This window comes from Acidovorax sp. Root275, from assembly GCF_001428965.1.
GTDB lineage: Bacteria > Pseudomonadota > Gammaproteobacteria > Burkholderiales > Burkholderiaceae_C > Acidovorax > Acidovorax radicis.
Map to the genome: position 1 here is coordinate 690,721 of NZ_LMJH01000009.1, position 17,800 is coordinate 708,520.

General features: G+C 64.4%; 15 protein-coding genes, 1 CRISPR repeat array and 1 riboswitch. Of the genes, 14 read left to right on the forward strand and 1 reads right to left on the reverse strand.

What is annotated here, in order from left to right; genetic code table 11:
* From urtD to ASE52_RS18235, 13 genes are all read left to right on the forward strand, one after another.
* Entirely contained in the window at positions 1 to 744 is a 744-nt protein-coding gene (gene urtD, locus ASE52_RS18180) for an urea ABC transporter ATP-binding protein UrtD (RefSeq protein WP_057228089.1), read from the forward strand.
* Between the two features lie 28 nt (positions 745 to 772).
* The gene (gene urtE / locus ASE52_RS18185) at positions 773 to 1,462 is read left to right on the forward strand and encodes an urea ABC transporter ATP-binding subunit UrtE (protein ID WP_057228091.1); all 690 of its coding nucleotides are present in this window, start codon (positions 773 to 775) and stop codon (positions 1,460 to 1,462) included.
* Between the two features lie 187 nt (positions 1,463 to 1,649).
* The gene (fmdA, locus tag ASE52_RS18190; protein ID WP_057228093.1) at positions 1,650 to 2,876 is read left to right on the forward strand and encodes a formamidase; all 1,227 of its coding nucleotides are present in this window, start codon (positions 1,650 to 1,652) and stop codon (positions 2,874 to 2,876) included.
* A gap of 33 nt (positions 2,877 to 2,909) precedes the next feature.
* Complete coding sequence (locus ASE52_RS18195; RefSeq protein ID WP_057228095.1) at positions 2,910 to 3,254, forward strand: zinc ribbon domain-containing protein; 345 nt, start codon at positions 2,910 to 2,912, stop codon at positions 3,252 to 3,254.
* Positions 3,255 to 3,269: 15 nt separating this feature from the next.
* Complete coding sequence (locus ASE52_RS18200) at positions 3,270 to 4,310, forward strand: aliphatic amidase (RefSeq protein ID WP_057228097.1); 1,041 nt, start codon at positions 3,270 to 3,272, stop codon at positions 4,308 to 4,310.
* An 89-nt stretch (positions 4,311 to 4,399) separates the two neighbouring features.
* Positions 4,400 to 5,143: a hypothetical protein gene (locus ASE52_RS18205; RefSeq protein WP_057228098.1), complete on the forward strand. Its 744-nt coding sequence runs from the start codon at positions 4,400 to 4,402 to the stop codon at positions 5,141 to 5,143.
* 122 nt (positions 5,144 to 5,265) lie between these two features.
* Positions 5,266 to 6,972 (forward strand): IPTL-CTERM sorting domain-containing protein, encoded by a 1,707-nt coding sequence (locus ASE52_RS18210; RefSeq protein ID WP_057228099.1) that lies wholly within the window; start codon positions 5,266 to 5,268, stop codon positions 6,970 to 6,972.
* Between the two features lie 28 nt (positions 6,973 to 7,000).
* Positions 7,001 to 7,109, forward strand: a riboswitch (S-adenosyl-L-homocysteine riboswitch).
* A gap of 64 nt (positions 7,110 to 7,173) precedes the next feature.
* Positions 7,174 to 9,888 carry a methionine synthase gene (gene metH, locus ASE52_RS18215; protein WP_241777045.1) on the forward strand — a complete coding sequence of 905 codons (2,715 nt, stop codon included), beginning with the start codon at positions 7,174 to 7,176 and terminating at the stop codon, positions 9,886 to 9,888.
* A gap of 166 nt (positions 9,889 to 10,054) precedes the next feature.
* Positions 10,055 to 13,186, forward strand: coding sequence for a type II CRISPR RNA-guided endonuclease Cas9 (cas9, locus tag ASE52_RS18220; RefSeq protein ID WP_057228101.1), 3,132 nt, complete (start codon positions 10,055 to 10,057; stop codon positions 13,184 to 13,186).
* Positions 13,187 to 13,192: 6 nt separating this feature from the next.
* Positions 13,193 to 14,122, forward strand: coding sequence for a type II CRISPR-associated endonuclease Cas1 (gene cas1 / locus ASE52_RS18225; protein ID WP_057228102.1), 930 nt, complete (start codon positions 13,193 to 13,195; stop codon positions 14,120 to 14,122).
* Between the two features lie 39 nt (positions 14,123 to 14,161).
* Positions 14,162 to 14,488 (forward strand): CRISPR-associated endonuclease Cas2, encoded by a 327-nt coding sequence (gene cas2, locus ASE52_RS18230; protein ID WP_198928123.1) that lies wholly within the window; start codon positions 14,162 to 14,164, stop codon positions 14,486 to 14,488.
* 71 nt (positions 14,489 to 14,559) lie between these two features.
* Positions 14,560 to 15,255: a CRISPR direct-repeat array (repeat unit 36 nt; unit sequence AGTCTAGATCACTGGGATATGCGCACTGGCCGGAAC).
* Between the two features lie 38 nt (positions 15,256 to 15,293).
* Entirely contained in the window at positions 15,294 to 15,677 is a 384-nt protein-coding gene (locus tag ASE52_RS25760) for a hypothetical protein (RefSeq protein WP_140426265.1), read from the forward strand.
* 37 nt (positions 15,678 to 15,714) lie between these two features.
* A complete protein-coding gene (locus ASE52_RS18235) occupies positions 15,715 to 16,221 on the forward strand; it encodes a hypothetical protein (protein ID WP_140426266.1) in 507 nt (168 codons plus the stop codon).
* A 61-nt stretch (positions 16,222 to 16,282) separates the two neighbouring features.
* On the opposite strand, the gene ASE52_RS18240 is transcribed toward ASE52_RS18235, so the two are convergent.
* A complete protein-coding gene (locus ASE52_RS18240; protein WP_057228107.1) occupies positions 16,283 to 16,684 on the reverse strand; it encodes a RidA family protein in 402 nt (133 codons plus the stop codon).
* Positions 16,685 to 16,828: 144 nt separating this feature from the next.
* Between ASE52_RS18240 and ASE52_RS18245 the strand changes: the two genes are divergently transcribed.
* Positions 16,829 to 17,779, forward strand: a complete 951-nt coding sequence (locus ASE52_RS18245) for a LysR family transcriptional regulator (RefSeq protein WP_057228109.1) — start codon at positions 16,829 to 16,831, stop codon at positions 17,777 to 17,779.
* The last annotated feature ends 21 nt before the right edge of the window (positions 17,780 to 17,800 follow it).

Here is a 17,800-nt window from a genome sequence, read left to right on the forward strand (position 1 = left end):
ATGAGCAACACCGACTTTGCCCTGGCCGTGGAAGACCTGACCGTGTCGTTCGACGGCTTCAAGGCCATCGACGACCTCACGCTGTACATCGACAAGAACGAGCTGCGCGTGATCATCGGCCCCAACGGCGCGGGCAAGACCACGCTGCTGGATCTGATCTGCGGCAAGACCCGCGCCACGGGCGGCAGCATCAAGTTCAAGAACGAAGAACTCACCCGCATGGCCGAGCACAAGCGTGTGCGCCTGGGCATCGGGCGCAAGTTCCAGACGCCCTCGATCTACGAGAACCTGTCGGTCTTCCAGAACCTGGAGGTGTCTTACCCCGCAGGCCGCTCGGTGCTGGGAGCGCTGGCGTTCAAGTGCACCGATGAGGTCAAGGCGCGTGTGCAGGTGGTGGCCGAAGACATTGGCCTCGGCGACAAGCTCGATACCGAGGCCGGCTTGCTGAGCCACGGGCAAAAACAGTGGCTGGAGATCGGCATGCTGTTGATGCAGGAGCCCGAGCTGCTGATGCTGGACGAGCCGATTGCCGGCATGAGCGCGCGCGAGCGCGAGCTGACGGCCGAGCTGCTGCAGCGCATCTGCAAGAACCGCGCGGTGATCGTCATTGAGCACGACATGGAGTTCGTCAAGCGCATTGCCCACAAGGTCACTGTGATGCACCAGGGAAAGATCCTGGCCGAAGGCCCCATGGAGAAGGTGCAAGCGGACCCCAAGGTCATCGACGTGTACCTGGGCCACTGAGCAACCCATTCCTTCACAGGAGCATCGCATGCTGGAAGTCAAAGATCTGTTTGTGGCCTACGGCCAGAGCGAGGCGCTGCACGGCATCTCGTTTGACGGCCGTGCCAACGAGACCGTGGCCATCATGGGCCGCAATGGCATGGGCAAAACCACGCTGTTCAAAAGCCTCATGGGTGTGATGCCCGTCAAGAGCGGCCAGATCACCGTGGCAGGCCAGGACGTGACGAAGGACGAGAGCTTTCGCCGCGTGGCCAAGGGCATCGCCTATGTGCCGCAAGGCCGCATGATCTTCCCGACCCTCACGGTCGAAGAGAACATCGAGACCGGGCTGGAAAACTCCAAGACGCGACAGATTCCCGAAGACATCTACGCACTGTTTCCCGTGCTGTGGGACATGCGTCGGCGCAAGGGAGGCAACCTATCGGGGGGGCAGCAGCAGCAACTGGCCATTGCGCGAGCGCTCGTCACCGACCCCAAGGTGCTGCTGCTCGACGAGCCCACCGAGGGCATCCAGCCTTCCATCATCAAGGACATCGCCAAGGCGCTCAACGAGATCCGCAAGCTGCGCCAGATCACCATCGTGGTGAGCGAGCAGGTGCTGTCGTTTGCAATGGACGTGGCCGACCGGCTGTTCGTTATCGAGGGCGGCCGCCTGGTGCATGAGACAGCGCGTGCCGACACCGACCAGCAACGCATCAAAGCTTATTTGTCTGTATGAGGCACCCCTGTGTCGCTTCGCGCCTTTCCCCTCTCTCGCATCGCTGCGCGCTGCGGGAGGGGGGCGCTCCCAGCGCGGGGGCACTGGCCTTCGCCGTGACAGTTTCGCAGGCCGCTTGCCGTGCAAGCCCTGGACTCTCTTCCCCCACTTTTTCCTCTGTCCACCCACCCCTTCCAAGGAGCACGCCATGGCTGAAACCCTGATCAAGGTCGATCTGAGCAAGTCGCCCACCGAGAACGAAAATATCCACAACCGCTGGCACCCAGACATTCCCATGGCCTGCTGGGTCAACCCGGGCGATGAGTTTGTGCTGGAGACGTTTGACTGGACCGGCGGTTTCATCCAAAACAACGACAGCGCGGACGACGTGCGCGACATTGACCTGACGACGGTGCACTACCTCAGCGGCCCCGTGGGCGTGAAGGGGGCCGAGCCGGGTGACCTGCTGGTGGTGGACCTGCTGGACATTGGCGCCAAGCAGGACAGCCTGTGGGGGTTCAACGGCTTTTTCAGCAAGAACAACGGCGGCGGCTTCTTGACCGAGCACTTCCCGCAGGCGCAAAAGTCCATCTGGGACTTTCATGGCATGTTCACCAGTTCGCGCCATGTGCCTGGCGTGAAATACGCCGGGCTCATCCACCCCGGCCTGATTGGCTGCTTGCCCGACCGCAAGATGCTGGAGCAGTGGAATGCGCGCGAGCAGGCGCTCATCGACTCAGACCCCACGGCTGGGCTGGCCAACCCACCCTCGGTGGGCACCGCGCACATGGGCCGCCTCACGGGCGATGCCAAGGCCAAAGCGGCTGCCGAAGGCGCCCGCACGGTGCCCCCGCGCGAGCATGGTGGCAACTGCGACATCAAGGATTTGTCGCGCGGCGCCAAGGTGTTCTTCCCGGTGTATGTAGACGGCGCCGGGCTGTCGGTGGGCGACCTGCATTTCAGCCAGGGCGACGGCGAGATCACCTTCTGCGGCGCCATCGAGATGGCAGGCTGGGTGCACATGAAGGTCACGCTCATCAAGGGCGGCATGGCCAAGTACGGCATCAAGAACCCCATCTTCAAGCCCAGCCCCATCACGCCCACCTACAACGACTACCTGATCTTCGAGGGCATCAGCGTGGACGAGAGTGGCAAGCAGTACTACCTGGACGTGAACGTGGCCTACCGCCAGGCCTGCCTGAACGCCATTGAGTACCTCAAGAAGTTCGGCTACTCGGGCGCGCAGGCGTATTCCATCCTGGGCACAGCCCCGGTGCAGGGCCACATCAGCGGCGTGGTGGATGTGCCCAACGCCTGCGCCACGCTGTGGCTGCCCACGCAGATCTTTGACTTTGACATCAACCCGAGTGCGGCGGGGCCGATCAAGCACCTGGATGGCTCGGTGGCCATGCCGCTGTCGCCCGATCTGGTCTGACAGTCAAACATCATTGCTGCAGAAGGACCCGCCATGCCCACCTACGACTACGCCTGTGCCCAGTGTGGCGGGTTTGATGCCTTCCGCCTGCTGGCCGACCGCAACGAACCCGCCGCCTGCCCAGACTGCGGCGCAGCATCGCCGCGCGTGTTTGCCACCGCACCGCGCCTGGCGCTCATGAGCGCGTCCGCGCGCAGCGCCATCGCCACCAACGAGCGAGCGCGGCACGAGCCGCAGCGCTCGGGCGACTACGCCCGGCTCAAACACCCTGCAGGCTGTGGCTGCTGTTCGTCATCGCAAAGCCGCAAGGCCACGGTGACGGCGCCCAGCGGTGCCAAGGCATTTCCGAGCAAACGGCCCTGGATGATTTCTCATTGATAGGGATGCTTCACCATGATTCACGGCGATATTTCAAGCAGCAAGGACACCGTCGGCGTGGCGGTGGTCAACTACAAGATGCCGCGCCTGCATACCAAGGCCGAGGTGCTGGACAACGCGCGCAAGATCGCAGACATGCTGGTGGGCATGAAGACCGGCTTGCCCGGCATGGACCTGGTGATCTTTCCGGAGTACAGCACCCACGGCATCATGTACGACGCCCAGGAGATGATGGACACGGCGGCCACCGTACCGGGTGAAGAGACCGAAATCTTCGCCGCCGCCTGCCGCAAGGCCAAGGTTTGGGGCGTCTTCTCGCTCACCGGCGAGCGCCATGAGGAGCACCCGCACAAGGTGCCCTACAACACCCTGATCCTCATGAACGACCAGGGCGAGATCGTGCAGAAGTACCGCAAGATCATGCCCTGGACCCCCATCGAAGGCTGGTACCCCGGGGACACCACCTACGTCAGCGAAGGCCCCAAGGGCCTGAAGATCAGCCTCATCATCTGCGATGACGGCAACTACCCCGAGATCTGGCGCGACTGCGCCATGAAGGGCGCCGAACTCATCGTGCGCTGCCAGGGCTACATGTACCCCGCCAAGGAGCAGCAGATTCTGATGAGCAAGGCCATGGCCTTTGCCAACAACACCTACGTGGCCGTGGCCAATGCTGCCGGGTTTGACGGCGTGTACAGCTACTTCGGCCACAGCGCCCTGATCGGTTTTGATGGCCGCACGCTGGGCGAATGCGGCGAGGAGGAATACGGTGTGCAGTACGCCGCGTTGTCAAAAAGCCTGATCCGCGACTTCCGCAAGAATGGGCAGTCCGAGAACCACCTCTTCAAACTGCTGCACCGGGGATACACAGGGCTGATCAACTCCGGCGGTGGGGACCAGGGTGTAGCCGCCTGCCCGTATGACTTTTACAACCGCTGGGTGCATGACCCCGAAGGCACGCGCGAGGCTGTGGAAGCTATCACCCGGTCCATGGTGGGCACCGAGGAGTGCCCGATTGAGGGCATCCCCAACCCCGACAGCGCGGGCCGCTGCTGAGGCAACGGGATTCAGGGCAGTGGCCCGAGATCTTCAAACAGTGTTAACCGGCTGTGAGGCGCCCACACTGCGCCCGATAATCGGCCCCCATGCGTGGGCCGCTCTTTTCTCTCCTGTGGATGTCATCGTGTGCACTGCTGTGCACCGTGCTCGCAGGCTGCGCGGCGAATGCGCCCATGCCACGCGGTGAGGTCAAGGGCGCGTCTGCCTCGCCCGCCGAGCTGGCCCAGTCCGACATGAACCGCGTGGCCACGCTGGCCATGCACGAGAATCTGGAGGGCTTATTCCGCCTCATGGACAAGCTCTATCGCCGCAACCCCGCCGAATGGCGAAAAACCAGCACCACCAGCCGCGAGCACGCCGCCGAGCAGGTGCGCGTGGCCATCCTGCAGCGCCAGCCCTGGGCGCCGCTGCAAGGGCGCCGCGACATCGCCGCGATGGGCTTTGCGCTGGCGCCGGAGTTCACCGGGGACCGCGTGGCCGCCTTCATCCATGCCACGGCCGACATGATCATCACAGCCCATGGCGGCAAGACGGAGTTCTTTTTGCTTGACGGTGTGGATGCACAGCACCTCTACAACGCCGCCCGCAATGTGGAAAGCGCCGTGTGGCTGCTGGCCCAGCGCCGCAATGCCCAGGGCCAGCCGCTGCTGCTGGCCGACGAAATCGGGCCCCAGGGCCGCAACCTGAGCTTCGAGCGTGAGTTTGGCAAGGTCATCGCGCGCCTTGACCTGCTCGCCGCCCTGACCACCGAAAAGTACCGCCGCGCGGCCTTCAGCTATGTACAGGGCATTGTGGGCGGCACTTTCCTGCAGTTCCTGCCGGTGCGTTAAGAGCGGGTCAACCGCTGCGATCCGCGGGATTGGGGTCGCTGTTTGCCACCGTGCATGAAAGTTCCGGGTAGAAACGTGGCGTTACACTTTGCCACCCTTCCACTCCGAATCGGGACTTCCCCATGCTCCAACGTGTTTTGCTGTGGCTCACTGCGTTCTTGTTGGCCACGGTGGCTGCGACCGCAGTGCATGCCCAAGACGCGGACCTGTCCATCACCAAAACCGATGGCGTGACCACGGCCGTTCCAGGCGGATCGGTGACCTACACCATCACCGCCAGCAACGCAGGGCCGGACCCCGTCGCCGGTGCCACGGTGGCGGACACCTTTCCCGCCGTGCTCACCGGCACCTGGACCTGCGTGGGCGCGGGCGGCGGCACCTGCACGGCGGCGGGCAGCGGCAACATCAACGACAGCGTCAACCTGCCAGCAGGGGGCTCGGTCACCTACACGGTGAGCGCCACGATCAACGGTTCGGCGACCGGGACACTGACCAATACCGCGACAGTGACGTCCGCCGTGAACGACCCTGTCCCTGCCAACAACAGCGCCACCGACTCCGACACACTCACTCCCCAGGCCGATCTGGCCATCACCAAGACCGACGGGGTGACCACGGCCACGCCGGGTGGCTCGGTCACCTACACCATCACCGCGAGCAATGCCGGGCCGTCCAATGCACCGGGGGCCACGGTGGCCGACACCTTTCCGGCGGCGCTGACGGGCACCTGGACCTGCGTGGGTGCGGGCGGCGGCACCTGCACGGCAGCCGGCAGCGGCAACATCAACGACACGGTCAACCTGCCCGCAGGCGGTTCGGTGACCTACACGGTTAGCGCCACCGTCAACGGTTCGGCGACGGGGACATTGACCAACACCGCGACGGTGACAGCGCCGGGCGGGGTGACCGATCCCGTCCCGGGCAACAACAGCGCCACGGACTCCGACACCATCACGCCGCAGGCCGATCTGTCCATCACCAAAACGGACGGCGTGACCACGGCCATCCCGGGTGGCTCGGTCACCTACACCATCACCGCCAGCAACGCGGGCCCGTCCAATGCCCCTGGCGCGGCGGTAGCGGATACGTTCCCCGCTGCGCTCACCGGCGCCTGGACCTGCGTGGGTGCGGGCGGCGGTACCTGCACGGCAGCGGGCAGCGGCAACATCAACGACACCGTCAACCTGCCTGCAGGGGGGGCGGTGACCTATACGGTGACCGCCACCGTGAGCGCAGCGGCCAGCGGAACGCTGGTCAATACCGCGACGGTGACCGCGCCGGGCGGAGTGACCGACCCCAACCCGGGCAACAACAGTGCCACGGATTCCGACACCATCGCATCGCAGGCCGATCTGGCCATTACCAAGACCGATGGTGTGACCACGGCCAATCCCGGCGGGTCGGTGATCTACACTATCATCGCCAGCAACGCCGGCCCGTCCAATGCCCCGGGCACGACGGTGGCAGACACCCTGCCTGCCGTGCTCACTGGCACCTGGACCTGCGTGGGCTCCGGCGGCGGCACTTGCACGGCAGCGGGCAGCGGCAGCATCAACGATGTCGTCAACCTGCCTGCGGGTGGATCGGTGACCTACACCGTCACTGCCACGGTGAGCGCGTCGGCGACGGGGACGCTAGTCAACACCGCGACGGTCACGGCCTCAGGGGGGGTGACCGACCCCAACCCGGGCAACAACAGCGCCACCGATACCGACACCATCGCCGCAGTGGCCGCGAGCGCGATTCCGTCGCTGTCCGAGTGGGCTCTGTGGCTGATGGCGGGCTTGATGCTGCTGGCCGCATTCCGGGGCCGCCGCCCAGTGCGCTGATTCTGGACGGGCAACTACAATCGCTCCTCGGCCCAAGGAGCGTTGCAGCGACTTGCCATGCCCGGTTGGGTGCATGGCGATTCGTCAGGCTTGGGTCCCGCGCACCCCACCGTACACCGCAACGACGCTCACCTGTTTTTCCGCTGTTCCTGCTGCACAGGTGAGTGAGTAAGTCCTATGTCCGCTGTATCCCTGCCCCCCATGAAACTGTCTGGCCTGGAGCCCGTCTCCATTGGCGAGGGCACCTTGTTCGTCAACATCGGCGAGCGCACCAACGTCACCGGTTCCAAGGCGTTTGCGCGCATGATTTTGAACGGCCAGTACGAAGAAGCCCTGGCCGTGGCCCGCCAGCAGGTGGAGAACGGCGCGCAGGTCATCGACATCAACATGGACGAGGCCATGCTGGACAGCAAGGCCGCCATGGTGCGCTTTCTGCAGCTCATCGCGTCCGAGCCCGACATCGCGCGTGTGCCCATCATGGTGGACAGCTCCAAGTGGGAGGTGATCGAGGCCGGCCTGCGCTGCGTGCAGGGCAAGGGCATCGTGAACTCCATCTCGATGAAGGAGGGCGTGGACAAGTTCAAGCACGAGGCACGCCTGGTGCGCCGCTATGGCGCCGCTGCGGTGGTCATGGCGTTTGACGAAAAAGGCCAGGCCGACACCTACGAACGCAAGATCGAAATCTGCGAGCGCGCCTACCGCATCCTGGTCGATGAAGTGGGTTTCCCGCCCGAAGACATCATCTTCGACCCCAACATCTTTGCCGTGGCCACCGGCATTGAAGAGCACAACAACTACGCGGTGGACTTCATTGAGGCCGTGCGCTGGATCAAGCAGAACCTGCCGGGCGCCAAGGTGTCGGGCGGTGTGTCGAATGTGTCGTTCAGCTTTCGCGGCAACGACCCCGTGCGCGAGGCCATCCATACCGTGTTCCTGTACCACGCCATCAAGGCCGGGATGGACATGGGCATCGTCAACGCCGGCATGGTGGGCGTGTACGACGACCTGGAGCCCGTGCTGCGCGAGCGCGTGGAAGACGTGGTGCTCAACCGCCGCCCCGACGCCGGTGAGCGCCTGGTCGAGATCGCCGAAACCGCCAAGAGCGGCGCCAAGGACGAGAGCAAGCGGCTCGAATGGCGTGGCACACCCGAGCACCCGAAGACGGTGGGCGAACGCTTGAGCCACGCCCTGGTGCACGGCATCACCGACTTCATCACCGAAGACACCGAAGAGGCCTACCGCGCCATCCTGGCCAAGGGCGGCCGCCCGCTGCATGTGATCGAAGGCCCGCTCATGGACGGCATGAACGTGGTGGGCGACCTGTTTGGCGCGGGCAAGATGTTCTTGCCTCAGGTGGTGAAAAGCGCGCGCGTGATGAAGAGCGCCGTGGCCCACCTGATCCCCTACATCGAAGAAGAAAAGCGCCAGGACGAACTGGCGGGGCGCGATGTGCGCAGCAAGGGCAAGATCGTCATTGCCACCGTCAAGGGCGACGTGCACGACATCGGCAAGAATATCGTTACCGTGGTCCTACAGTGCAACAACTTCGAGGTGGTGAACATGGGCGTGATGGTGCCCTGCCACGAAATTTTGGCGCGTGCCAAGGTCGAGGGGGCCGACATCGTGGGCCTGTCGGGCCTCATCACGCCCAGCCTCGAAGAAATGCAGTACGTCGCGGGCGAGATGCAGAAGGACGAGCACTTCCGCATCAAGAAGATTCCGCTGCTCATCGGCGGCGCCACCACCAGCCGCGTGCACACCGCCGTCAAGATCGCGCCGCACTACGAAGGCCCCGTGGTCTACGTGCCCGATGCCTCCCGCAGCGTGAGCGTGGCGCAGAGCCTGCTGGGCGACGGCGTGCAGAACTACGTGGATGAGTTGAACGCGGACTACGACAAGGTGCGCACCCAGCACGCCAACAAGAAGGCCACGCCTCTGTGGCCCCTGGCCAAGATCCGCGCCAACAAGACGCCCGTGGACTGGGCCGCCTACCAGCCCGCTGTGCCGCGTGCGTTGGGCCGCCGGGTGTTCAAGAACTTCGACCTGGCCGAGCTGGCCAAGTACATCGACTGGGGTCCGTTCTTCCAGACCTGGGACCTGGCCGGCCCGTACCCCGCCATCCTGACCGACGAGGTGGTGGGCGTGGAGGCCACACGCGTGTTCGCCGACGCCCAGGCCATGCTCAAGAAGATCATCGAGGGCCGGTGGCTGACCGCCAGCGGCGTGATGGGCCTGTACCCCGCCAACAGCGTGAACGACGACGACATCGAGTTCTACACCGACGACACCCGCACCGAGGTCGCCATGACCTGGTACGGCCTGCGCCAGCAGGCCGAGAAACACACCATCGACGGCGTGACGCGCCCGAGCCGTTGCCTGGCCGACTTCGTCGCGCCTAAAAGCAGTGGCATTGCCGACTACGCAGGCATGTTCGCGGTCACGGCGGGCCTGGGCATCGAGAAGAAGGAAAAGGCCTTCATCGACGCGCTGGACGACTACTCCGCCATCATGTTCAAGAGCCTGGCCGACCGCCTGGCCGAAGCCTTTGCCGAAGCCTTGCACCACCGCGTGCGCACCGACCTGTGGGGCTATGCCGCTGGCGAAGCGCTGAGCAACGACGACATGATTGCCGAGAAGTACCACGGCATCCGCCCCGCGCCCGGCTACCCCGCCTGCCCTGACCACAGCGCCAAGACCGAACTGTTCCGCGTGCTGCAGTGCGAAGAGGTGGGCATGAGCCTGACGGAAAGCCTGGCCATGATGCCCGCCGCCAGCGTGAGCGGCTTCTACATCGGCCACCCTGATGCCGTGTACTTCAACGTCGGCAAGATCGGCGAAGACCAGCTGCACGACATGGCCCAGCGCCGGGGCATGGACGAGAAGGTGTTGGAGCGGTTGCTGGCGCCGAATCTGTAGGTCAAGAGCCCCAGAGCCGAAAAAGACGAAGGCCCCGCATGCGGGGCCTTCCATTTGGTGCATCTTTCAGCTTGTTAGCGTCCAGAGCGCATATCCCAGTGATCTAAGTGTTTGAGAATCTACCTGAATCCGATACAAACGGCAAACAGAAGAGAGAGGGTCGTTCATGCAAAGAGACAACCCCCTGGTCTATCGCTTGGCGCTGGACTTGGGCTCCACATCGCTGGGCTGGGCCGTTTTCCGATTGGATGCAGAGGGCAGCCCATTGGCCATCATCAAGGCCGGCGCACGCATCTTCAGCGATGGCCGCAATCCCAAGGATGGATCGTCCCTCGCCGTCACCCGCCGTGCTGCGCGCGCCATGCGGCGGCGACGAGATCGCCTTCTCAAGCGCAAGGCCCGCATGCTGGGCGCGCTGGAGCGGCATGGCTTCTTTCCGCAGGACGAGTCCGCCCGCAAGGTGCTGGAGACGCTGAACCCTTTTCTACTGCGGGCGCAAGGCCTGGAAGTGGCCTTGAAACCGGAAGAGTTCGGCCGGGCCCTGTTTCACCTGAACCAGCGCCGGGGTTTCCAGAGCAATCGCAAGACTGACCGCAAAGACAGCGACAGCGGCGCGCTCAAGCAGGCCATCGGTACGTTGCGCGCGCAGATGCACGAATCCGGCTGCCGCACGGTGGGCGAGTGGTTCTGGAAGGTGCGCATGGAGCATAAGCCCGAAGGTGTGAAAGGCCAGGGGGTTCGTGCCCGCTACCGCGAAACCCCCTTCACCACAGACGAGGGCAAGAAGCGCATCGACAAACGCTACGACCTGTATGTCGATCGTGCCATGGTGGCGCAGGAGTTCGATGCGCTGTGGGCCGCGCAGGCAGCTTTCAATCCGGCTCTGTTCAACGAGGCAGCACGCGCCGAGCTGCGCGACATCCTGCTGCACCAGCGCAAGCTGCGGCCCGTGCAGCCCGGCCGCTGCACGCTGGTGCCCGAGGAGCCGCGCGCCCTGTTGGCGCTGTCGAGCACGCAGCGATTTCGCATCTATCAGGAAGTGAATCACCTGCGCGTGCTGCATGACGAATTGCGCGAAGAGACACTGACTCTGGCGCAGCGCGACCAGATTGTGGCGCTGCTGGAGAAGCAGGCCAAGGTGACCTTCACCGCCATGCGCAAGGCGCTGGGCTTTTCGGCCCTCTTCAACCTGGAAGACGCCAAGCGCGATGGCCTCAAGGGCAATGCCACCGCAGCGGCGTTGAGCAAGAAGGACTTGTTCGGCCCCCTGTGGGCCGGGTTCGGCACCGCGCTGCAAGACGAGATCGTCACGCAGCTGATGACCGAGGAAAGCGAGCCGCGCCTGATCGCCTGGCTGCAGGAACACACGGGCGTGGACGAGGCGCGGGCGCAGGCCATTGCCAACACGGGCCTGCCAGAAGGCTACGGCAGCCTGGGCCGCACAGCACTGGCCCGCATCGTGCCGGAGCTGCAGCGCGACGTCATCACTTATGACAAGGCCGTGCAGGCTGCCGGCTTCGCGCACCATAGCGATTTGGGCTTCAGCTTCGAGCACGGCGCAGACGAAGTGGAACGCATCGGCGAGCGCACCATCGCCTCCACCGGGGAGATCAAGCCCGTCTTCGCCTTCAAGCAACTGCCCTACTACGGCCGCGCCTTGCAACGCCATGTAGCGTTTGCCAAGGACAACCCACGCAACGACGAAGAGCGCTACGGCAAGATCGCCAACCCCACCGTGCATATCGGCCTGAACCAGGTGCGCGTGGTGGTCAATGCGCTGATGCGCCGCTATGGCCGCCCGGCCGAAGTGGTGATTGAGCTGGCGCGCGACCTCAAGCAGAGCCGCGAACAGAAGCTGGAAGCGCAGCAGCGGCAGGCGGACAACCAGAAGCGCAACGCACGCATCCGCCGCTCCATCGCCGAGGTGCTGGGCATCAGCGAGGAACGGGTGCGCACGCTGGACATCCAGAAATGGATCCTGTGGGAAGAGCTGAGCCACGATGCGGCCGACCGCCGCTGCCCCTACAGCGGCGTGCAGATCAGCGCGAGCATGCTTCTGGGCGAACGCGTGGAGATCGAGCACATCCTGCCGTTCTCGATGACCCTGGACGACAGCCTAAACAACCGCACGGTGGCGCTGCGCGAAGCCAACCGCATCAAGCGCAACCGCGCGCCGTGGGAAGCCCGTGCCGACTTCGAGGCCCAGGGCTGGAGCTATGACGGCATCCTGCAACGCGCCGAGCGCATGCCGCTGCGCAAGCGCTACCGCTTCGCGCCCGACGGCTACGAACGCTGGCTGGGTGAGGACAAGGACTTTCTGGCCCGTGCGCTCAACGACACGCGCTATCTCTCACGTGTAGCAGCGGAGTATCTGCGACTGGTGTGCCCCGGCAGCGCCACCCGCGTGATCCCGGGCCAGATGACGGCGCTGCTGCGTGGCAAGTTCGGCCTGAACGACGTGCTGGGCCTGGACGGTGAAAAGAACCGCAACGACCACCGCCACCATGCGGTGGATGCCTGCGTGATCGGCGTGACCGACCAGCGCATGATGCAGCGCTTTGCCCAGGCCAACGCACAGGCGCGCGAAGACGGTTTGACGCGGCTCGTCGAAGACATGCCGCTGCCCTGGCCCACCTACCGCGACCATGTGGAGCGCGCCGTGCACCACATCTGGGTCAGCCACAAGCCCGACCACGGCTTCGAAGGCGCCATGATGGAAGAGACCAGCTACGGCATCCTGCGCGACGGCAGCATCAAGCAGCGCCGCAAGGCAGACGGCAGTGCGGGGCGAGAGATCAGCAACCTGATCCGCATCGCCGAGCCCGGACAGCCCCAGCGCCATGGCGTCGATGCCGAAGGCCGGCCGCTACCCTACAAGGGCTATGTGGGCGGCAGCAACTACTGCATCGAGATCACCGTCAACGACAAAGGCAAATGGGAAGGGCAGGTGATTTCGACCTTCGATGCGTATCGCATCGTGCGGGAGGGGGGGCTGCGGCAGTTGCGGCATCCGACCCAAGGCCAGAATGGGCGGGCATTGGCCATGCGGCTGGTGATTGGCGATAGCGTGCGGTTGGAAGCAGGCGAAGGGAGCTTGCAAACTTTGCGCGTGGCGAAGATGTCTGCAGCGGGACAGGTCTTCATGTCAGAAGTCAATCAAGCCAACGTGGACGCCCGCAACAGAAACGGCGATTTGCCCTATGTCTCCAAGATGGCTGGGTCTTTCCAAAAAGCCAGGGCCCGCCAAGTCACCATCTCCCCCATCGGCGAACTCCGTGATCCGGGGTTCAAGGGCTGACGCACCATGGTCGGCCGCATCGTCGAAATCGCGGACGACAGGCGGCATCTCTTCGTGCATCGCGGCTTTCTCGTCGTGCGCGACACCGAGGGAGAGCGCAAGGAACTGGGCCAGATCCCCCTGGACGACATCGCCGCCGTCATCGCCAATGCCCACGGCCTGAGCTACACCAACAACCTGCTGGTGGCCCTGGCCGAACGCGGGGCGCCCTTCGTGCTCTGCGGTGCCAACCACAATGCCGTCGGCATGCTGCTGCCCATCGATGGCCACCATGTGCAGGCCAAGCGCATCGAAGCGCAATTGGCTGCCGGGCTGCCGCTGCTCAAGCGCCAATGGGCGACAGTGGTCAAGGCCAAGCTGGAACAGCAGGCCGCCGCGCTGGAAGCCGCAGGCGCCGCCACGGCCCCGCTGCTGGCCCTGGTGGGCAAGGTGCGCAGCGGTGATCCGGAGAACATCGAAGGGCAGGGAGCCAGGCGCTACTGGAGCCTGCTGTTCGGTGCGGATTTCCGGCGAGACCAGGATGGCGATGGCCTGAATGCGCTGCTCAACTACGGCTACACCGTGCTACGGTCAGCCACCGCCCGGGCCGTAGTCGCAGCTGGACTGCATCCCAGCCTGGGCCTGCACCACAGCAATGACGCGAACCCCATGCGCTTGGTGGACGACCTGATGGAGCCCTTCCGGCCGGTGGTGGATCTCAAGGTCTGGCAATTGCACCGGGCTGGCGAGGCCCACGTCACGCCCGAGACCAAGCGCGCCCTGGTGCGCGTGCTGTACGACGACATGCAGACGCTGCAGGGCGTGACGCCCGTCATGGTGTGCATTCAGCGCGTGGCGACATCGTTGGCCCAGGTCTATCTGGGTGAGCGGATCCGGCTCGATCTGCCCCTGCCCGGATTGCCGCTCTCACTGGCAGGCAGCTTCGATTCCGATTGAAGTGACGCCGAACGGACGCATGCCAACAGGATTGCAACCATGCTGACGGGGTACCGACTGATGTGGATGGTGGTGATGTTCGACCTGCCAGTGATCACCAAGGCCGAGCGCAAGGCGGCCACTGGCTTTCGCAATGCCTTGCTGGACGTGGGCTTCCAGATGAGCCAGTTCAGCATCTATCTGCGCTTTTGCACCAGCCAGGCCCAGGTGGACACACTCTGCCGTCAGGTGGAGCAAGCCTTGCCGGCCGGAGGCAAAGTGCATATCTTCCAGTTCACCGACAAGCAGTACGAGCGCGCCATCTCCTTCCATGGCCGAAGCCGTCAGCCCGCGCAAAAAGCGCCCGACCAGTTCGATCTTTTCTAGCCCTACGCCATGTTTTCCTGGACTGCAGAAGCGAAAACCCCCTTGACGAATCAAGGGGTTATCGCGATCAGAGTCTAGATCACTGGGATATGCGCACTGGCCGGAACGCAAACGCTCCCATCGGCACGCAGCCCATTAGTCTAGATCACTGGGATATGCGCACTGGCCGGAACATCATTCTTTTCATGTCGTTCTCCGTTGTGAGTCTAGATCACTGGGATATGCGCACTGGCCGGAACTGGGCAAGCACCAGCCGGGGCGGCGCTGGAAGTCTAGATCACTGGGATATGCGCACTGGCCGGAACCAGGTAGAGCGCGAAGCCTTGATTGCGTTGAGTCTAGATCACTGGGATATGCGCACTGGCCGGAACTCAAAACGTTTTTTCGGCTCTACAGCAAGCAGTCTAGATCACTGGGATATGCGCACTGGCCGGAACTTCAGCGGCGTCAGTAAGTCGGGGGCCGCCAGTCTAGATCACTGGGATATGCGCACTGGCCGGAACAAGGGTGACACGTGGCCCTCGCGCATGCAGAGTCTAGATCACTGGGATATGCGCACTGGCCGGAACTCCCGCATCTGAGGCAAAGGAGCTGTGATGAGTCTAGATCACTGGGATATGCGCACTGGCCGGAACCAAGCAAGGAGGTGCGTGATGCGGATGCCAAGTCTAGATCACTGGGATATGCGCACTGGCCGGAACACAGGCGCCAGCCTGAGCAGGGCCTGGGCCAGTGTAGATCACTGGGATATGCGCACTGGCCGGAACGCAGCTACGTCAATGAACAGGCCAAGTCCCTGGAGCAGGTGAACGATGCCAACCAGGTGGTGGACCGGGCTGCGCTGCTGGACTTGCGCTTTGACGCCACCACCTCCATCGTGGCTGCGGCTGAGCTGGACAAGGGTTACTTCACCCAGCTGAGCGCCCGCACCAACGACGATGGCACCCCTCTGGTGCCTGCCGATCTGCCCGCAGACAAGAAAGCGCAGTACATCTATCTGGTCCACCACGAGGGGGCGAATGGTGCCGCGCAAATCCTCAAAGGCACGCTGACCGATGCGCGCGCTGAAGGCCTGCTGAAAAACCACGTGGCTGATGCCGACAAGCGCCAGGCGATGATCGACGCCCACGACGGCAGTGCAGCCAAGGCTTACACGGCTTACTGTGGCAGTACATTGAGCAGCGCATAGTGCCCGCCAACTTCCGTTGAAACGCCCGACTTCTGCCATGACTTGTTCCTTGCCCGCTCGACTTCGTCCCCTTGTACGTTTTGGTGCCGTGGCGCGCAGCGTGGCGTATTCCGGAGCACGAAAGGCGCTGTGGGCCGCGCTGGCACTGGCCCAGCCCGTCTGCTGGGCCCAGGCCCAGGCCCAGGCGCCTGCTCTTGCCGCCAGTTCGACCTTGCCAGCCAGCCGCCTGGCGGCGCAGTGGGAAGGCCCGGCCCTGGTGGGGCAGTTGCAGTTGCGACTCATCGTGTTGGATGCTGAACGCGGCGCGGTGGCGGCAGCGCTCACGGTTGGATCGCCGCAGTGCAGCGGTGGTCTGGACAGCCTGGGGCAGTGGCAACGAGGCACTTTGGTGCTCAAGCCCTACCGGCCCGAACTCGACGCTGCCGCTTGCGAGGTCCGAGTGCGGGTGGATGTCGACGGGCGCCGGGCCTGGGTGTCCGAGACGGGTTGCGGTGCCTATCGGGGCGCTGCCTGTGTGTTTGAGGGGCGGTTGCAGGCGCGGTAGTGGGGGCTGCTCGCTGCTGCAGGGACCATGAATTTCATCCAGATTTCTCCAGGCAATCCAATCAGCCCCGGCTGTCCGGCAGCTTCGCGATCACCTTGATCTCAAACTGAAACCCATACAGCCAGGTCACCCCGATGCCCGTCAGCGTGGGGTAGGGCGCCTCGCCCCAGAACTCGGGCACGACGCCCCAGACGGTCTCGAAGTTCGCTTCGGGGTTGACCACAAACATCGTCACGTCCACCACATCGTCAAACGTGCAGCCCGCCGCCTGCAGCACTGCGTTCAGGTTGGTGAACGCCAGCCGCACCTGCGCCTTCAGGTCGGGCTCGGGCGAGCCATCTTCGCGGCTGCCTACCTGGCCCGACACGAACAGAAAACCGTGGGACCGCACCGCTGGCGAATAGCGGTTGCGTTCGTACAGCGCTTGGCGACCAGCGGGGAAGACAACATCGCGTGGTGGCATGAGAGAACTCCTTCAGTGGGGCCAGCAAATTGGCCCGTGGTTAACGATGAAGGCACTGTAGGAAAACGCGCCCGGCCGATAAACAGGCAACTCTGCCCACCACTGTTCTTAGAATCCAAACAATCTTTGAACGATGGGCCCGCCATGGACCGTTTTGACGCAATGCAGGCCTTTGCCCGCGTGGTGGAGTCCGGCAGCTTCACCAAAGCCGCCCACACCCTGCACATGAGCCGCACCACCGCCACGCAGCTGGTGCAGCAGCTCGAGGCCCGCCTGCGCGTGAAGCTGCTCCACCGCACCACACGCCGCGTGCAGGTCACGGCCGACGGCGCTGCCTACTACGAGCGCGTGGTGCGCCTGCTGGCCGATCTGGACGACGCAGAGACCAGCCTCTCCACCGCATCCGCCGCGCCCCGGGGCCGCCTGCGGGTGGACGTGCCCAGCCCGCTGGCCCGCCTCATCCTCGTCCCCGCGCTGCCTGCGTTCCACGCGCAATACCCCGACATCCAGCTTGACATGGGTGTGAGCGACCGTCGCGTGGACATGGTGGCCGACAACGTGGACTGCGTGGTGCGCGGCGGCACCATCACCGACCCGTCCCTTGTCGCGCGCCACGTGGGCGACCTCCCCCTGCGCGTGTTCGCCGCCCCCAGCTACCTGCATCGGGCAGGCACCCCCACGCACCCGCAGGTGCTGGATGACGCCGACACGCACCACCGCACCGTTGGATTCCTGTGGGCCCGCACCGGCCGCCCTGTGCCCTACGCCATGCGCCGGGGCGCGGAAAGTGTGCAGGTGCAAGGCCGCTACGTGTGCGCGCTGGATGATGGCAACGCCTACCTGGCCGCAGGCCTGGCGGGCATGGGGTTGCTCTGGCTGCCCAGCTACATGGCCCAGCCCCACCTGGCCCGCGGCGAGCTGGTGCCCCTGTTTGAAGACTGGGCGATGGACCCCATGCCGCTGTACGTGGCCTACCCGCCCAACCGCCACGTGAGCGCCAAGGTGCGGGTGTTTATCGACTGGGTGGTGGGGCTGATGGCGCAGCACGCGCCGGTGGTGGGGCAGGGTGGAGATGTGGTGCTATTGAATGAATAGCTTATGGCGTTTGATGGACAA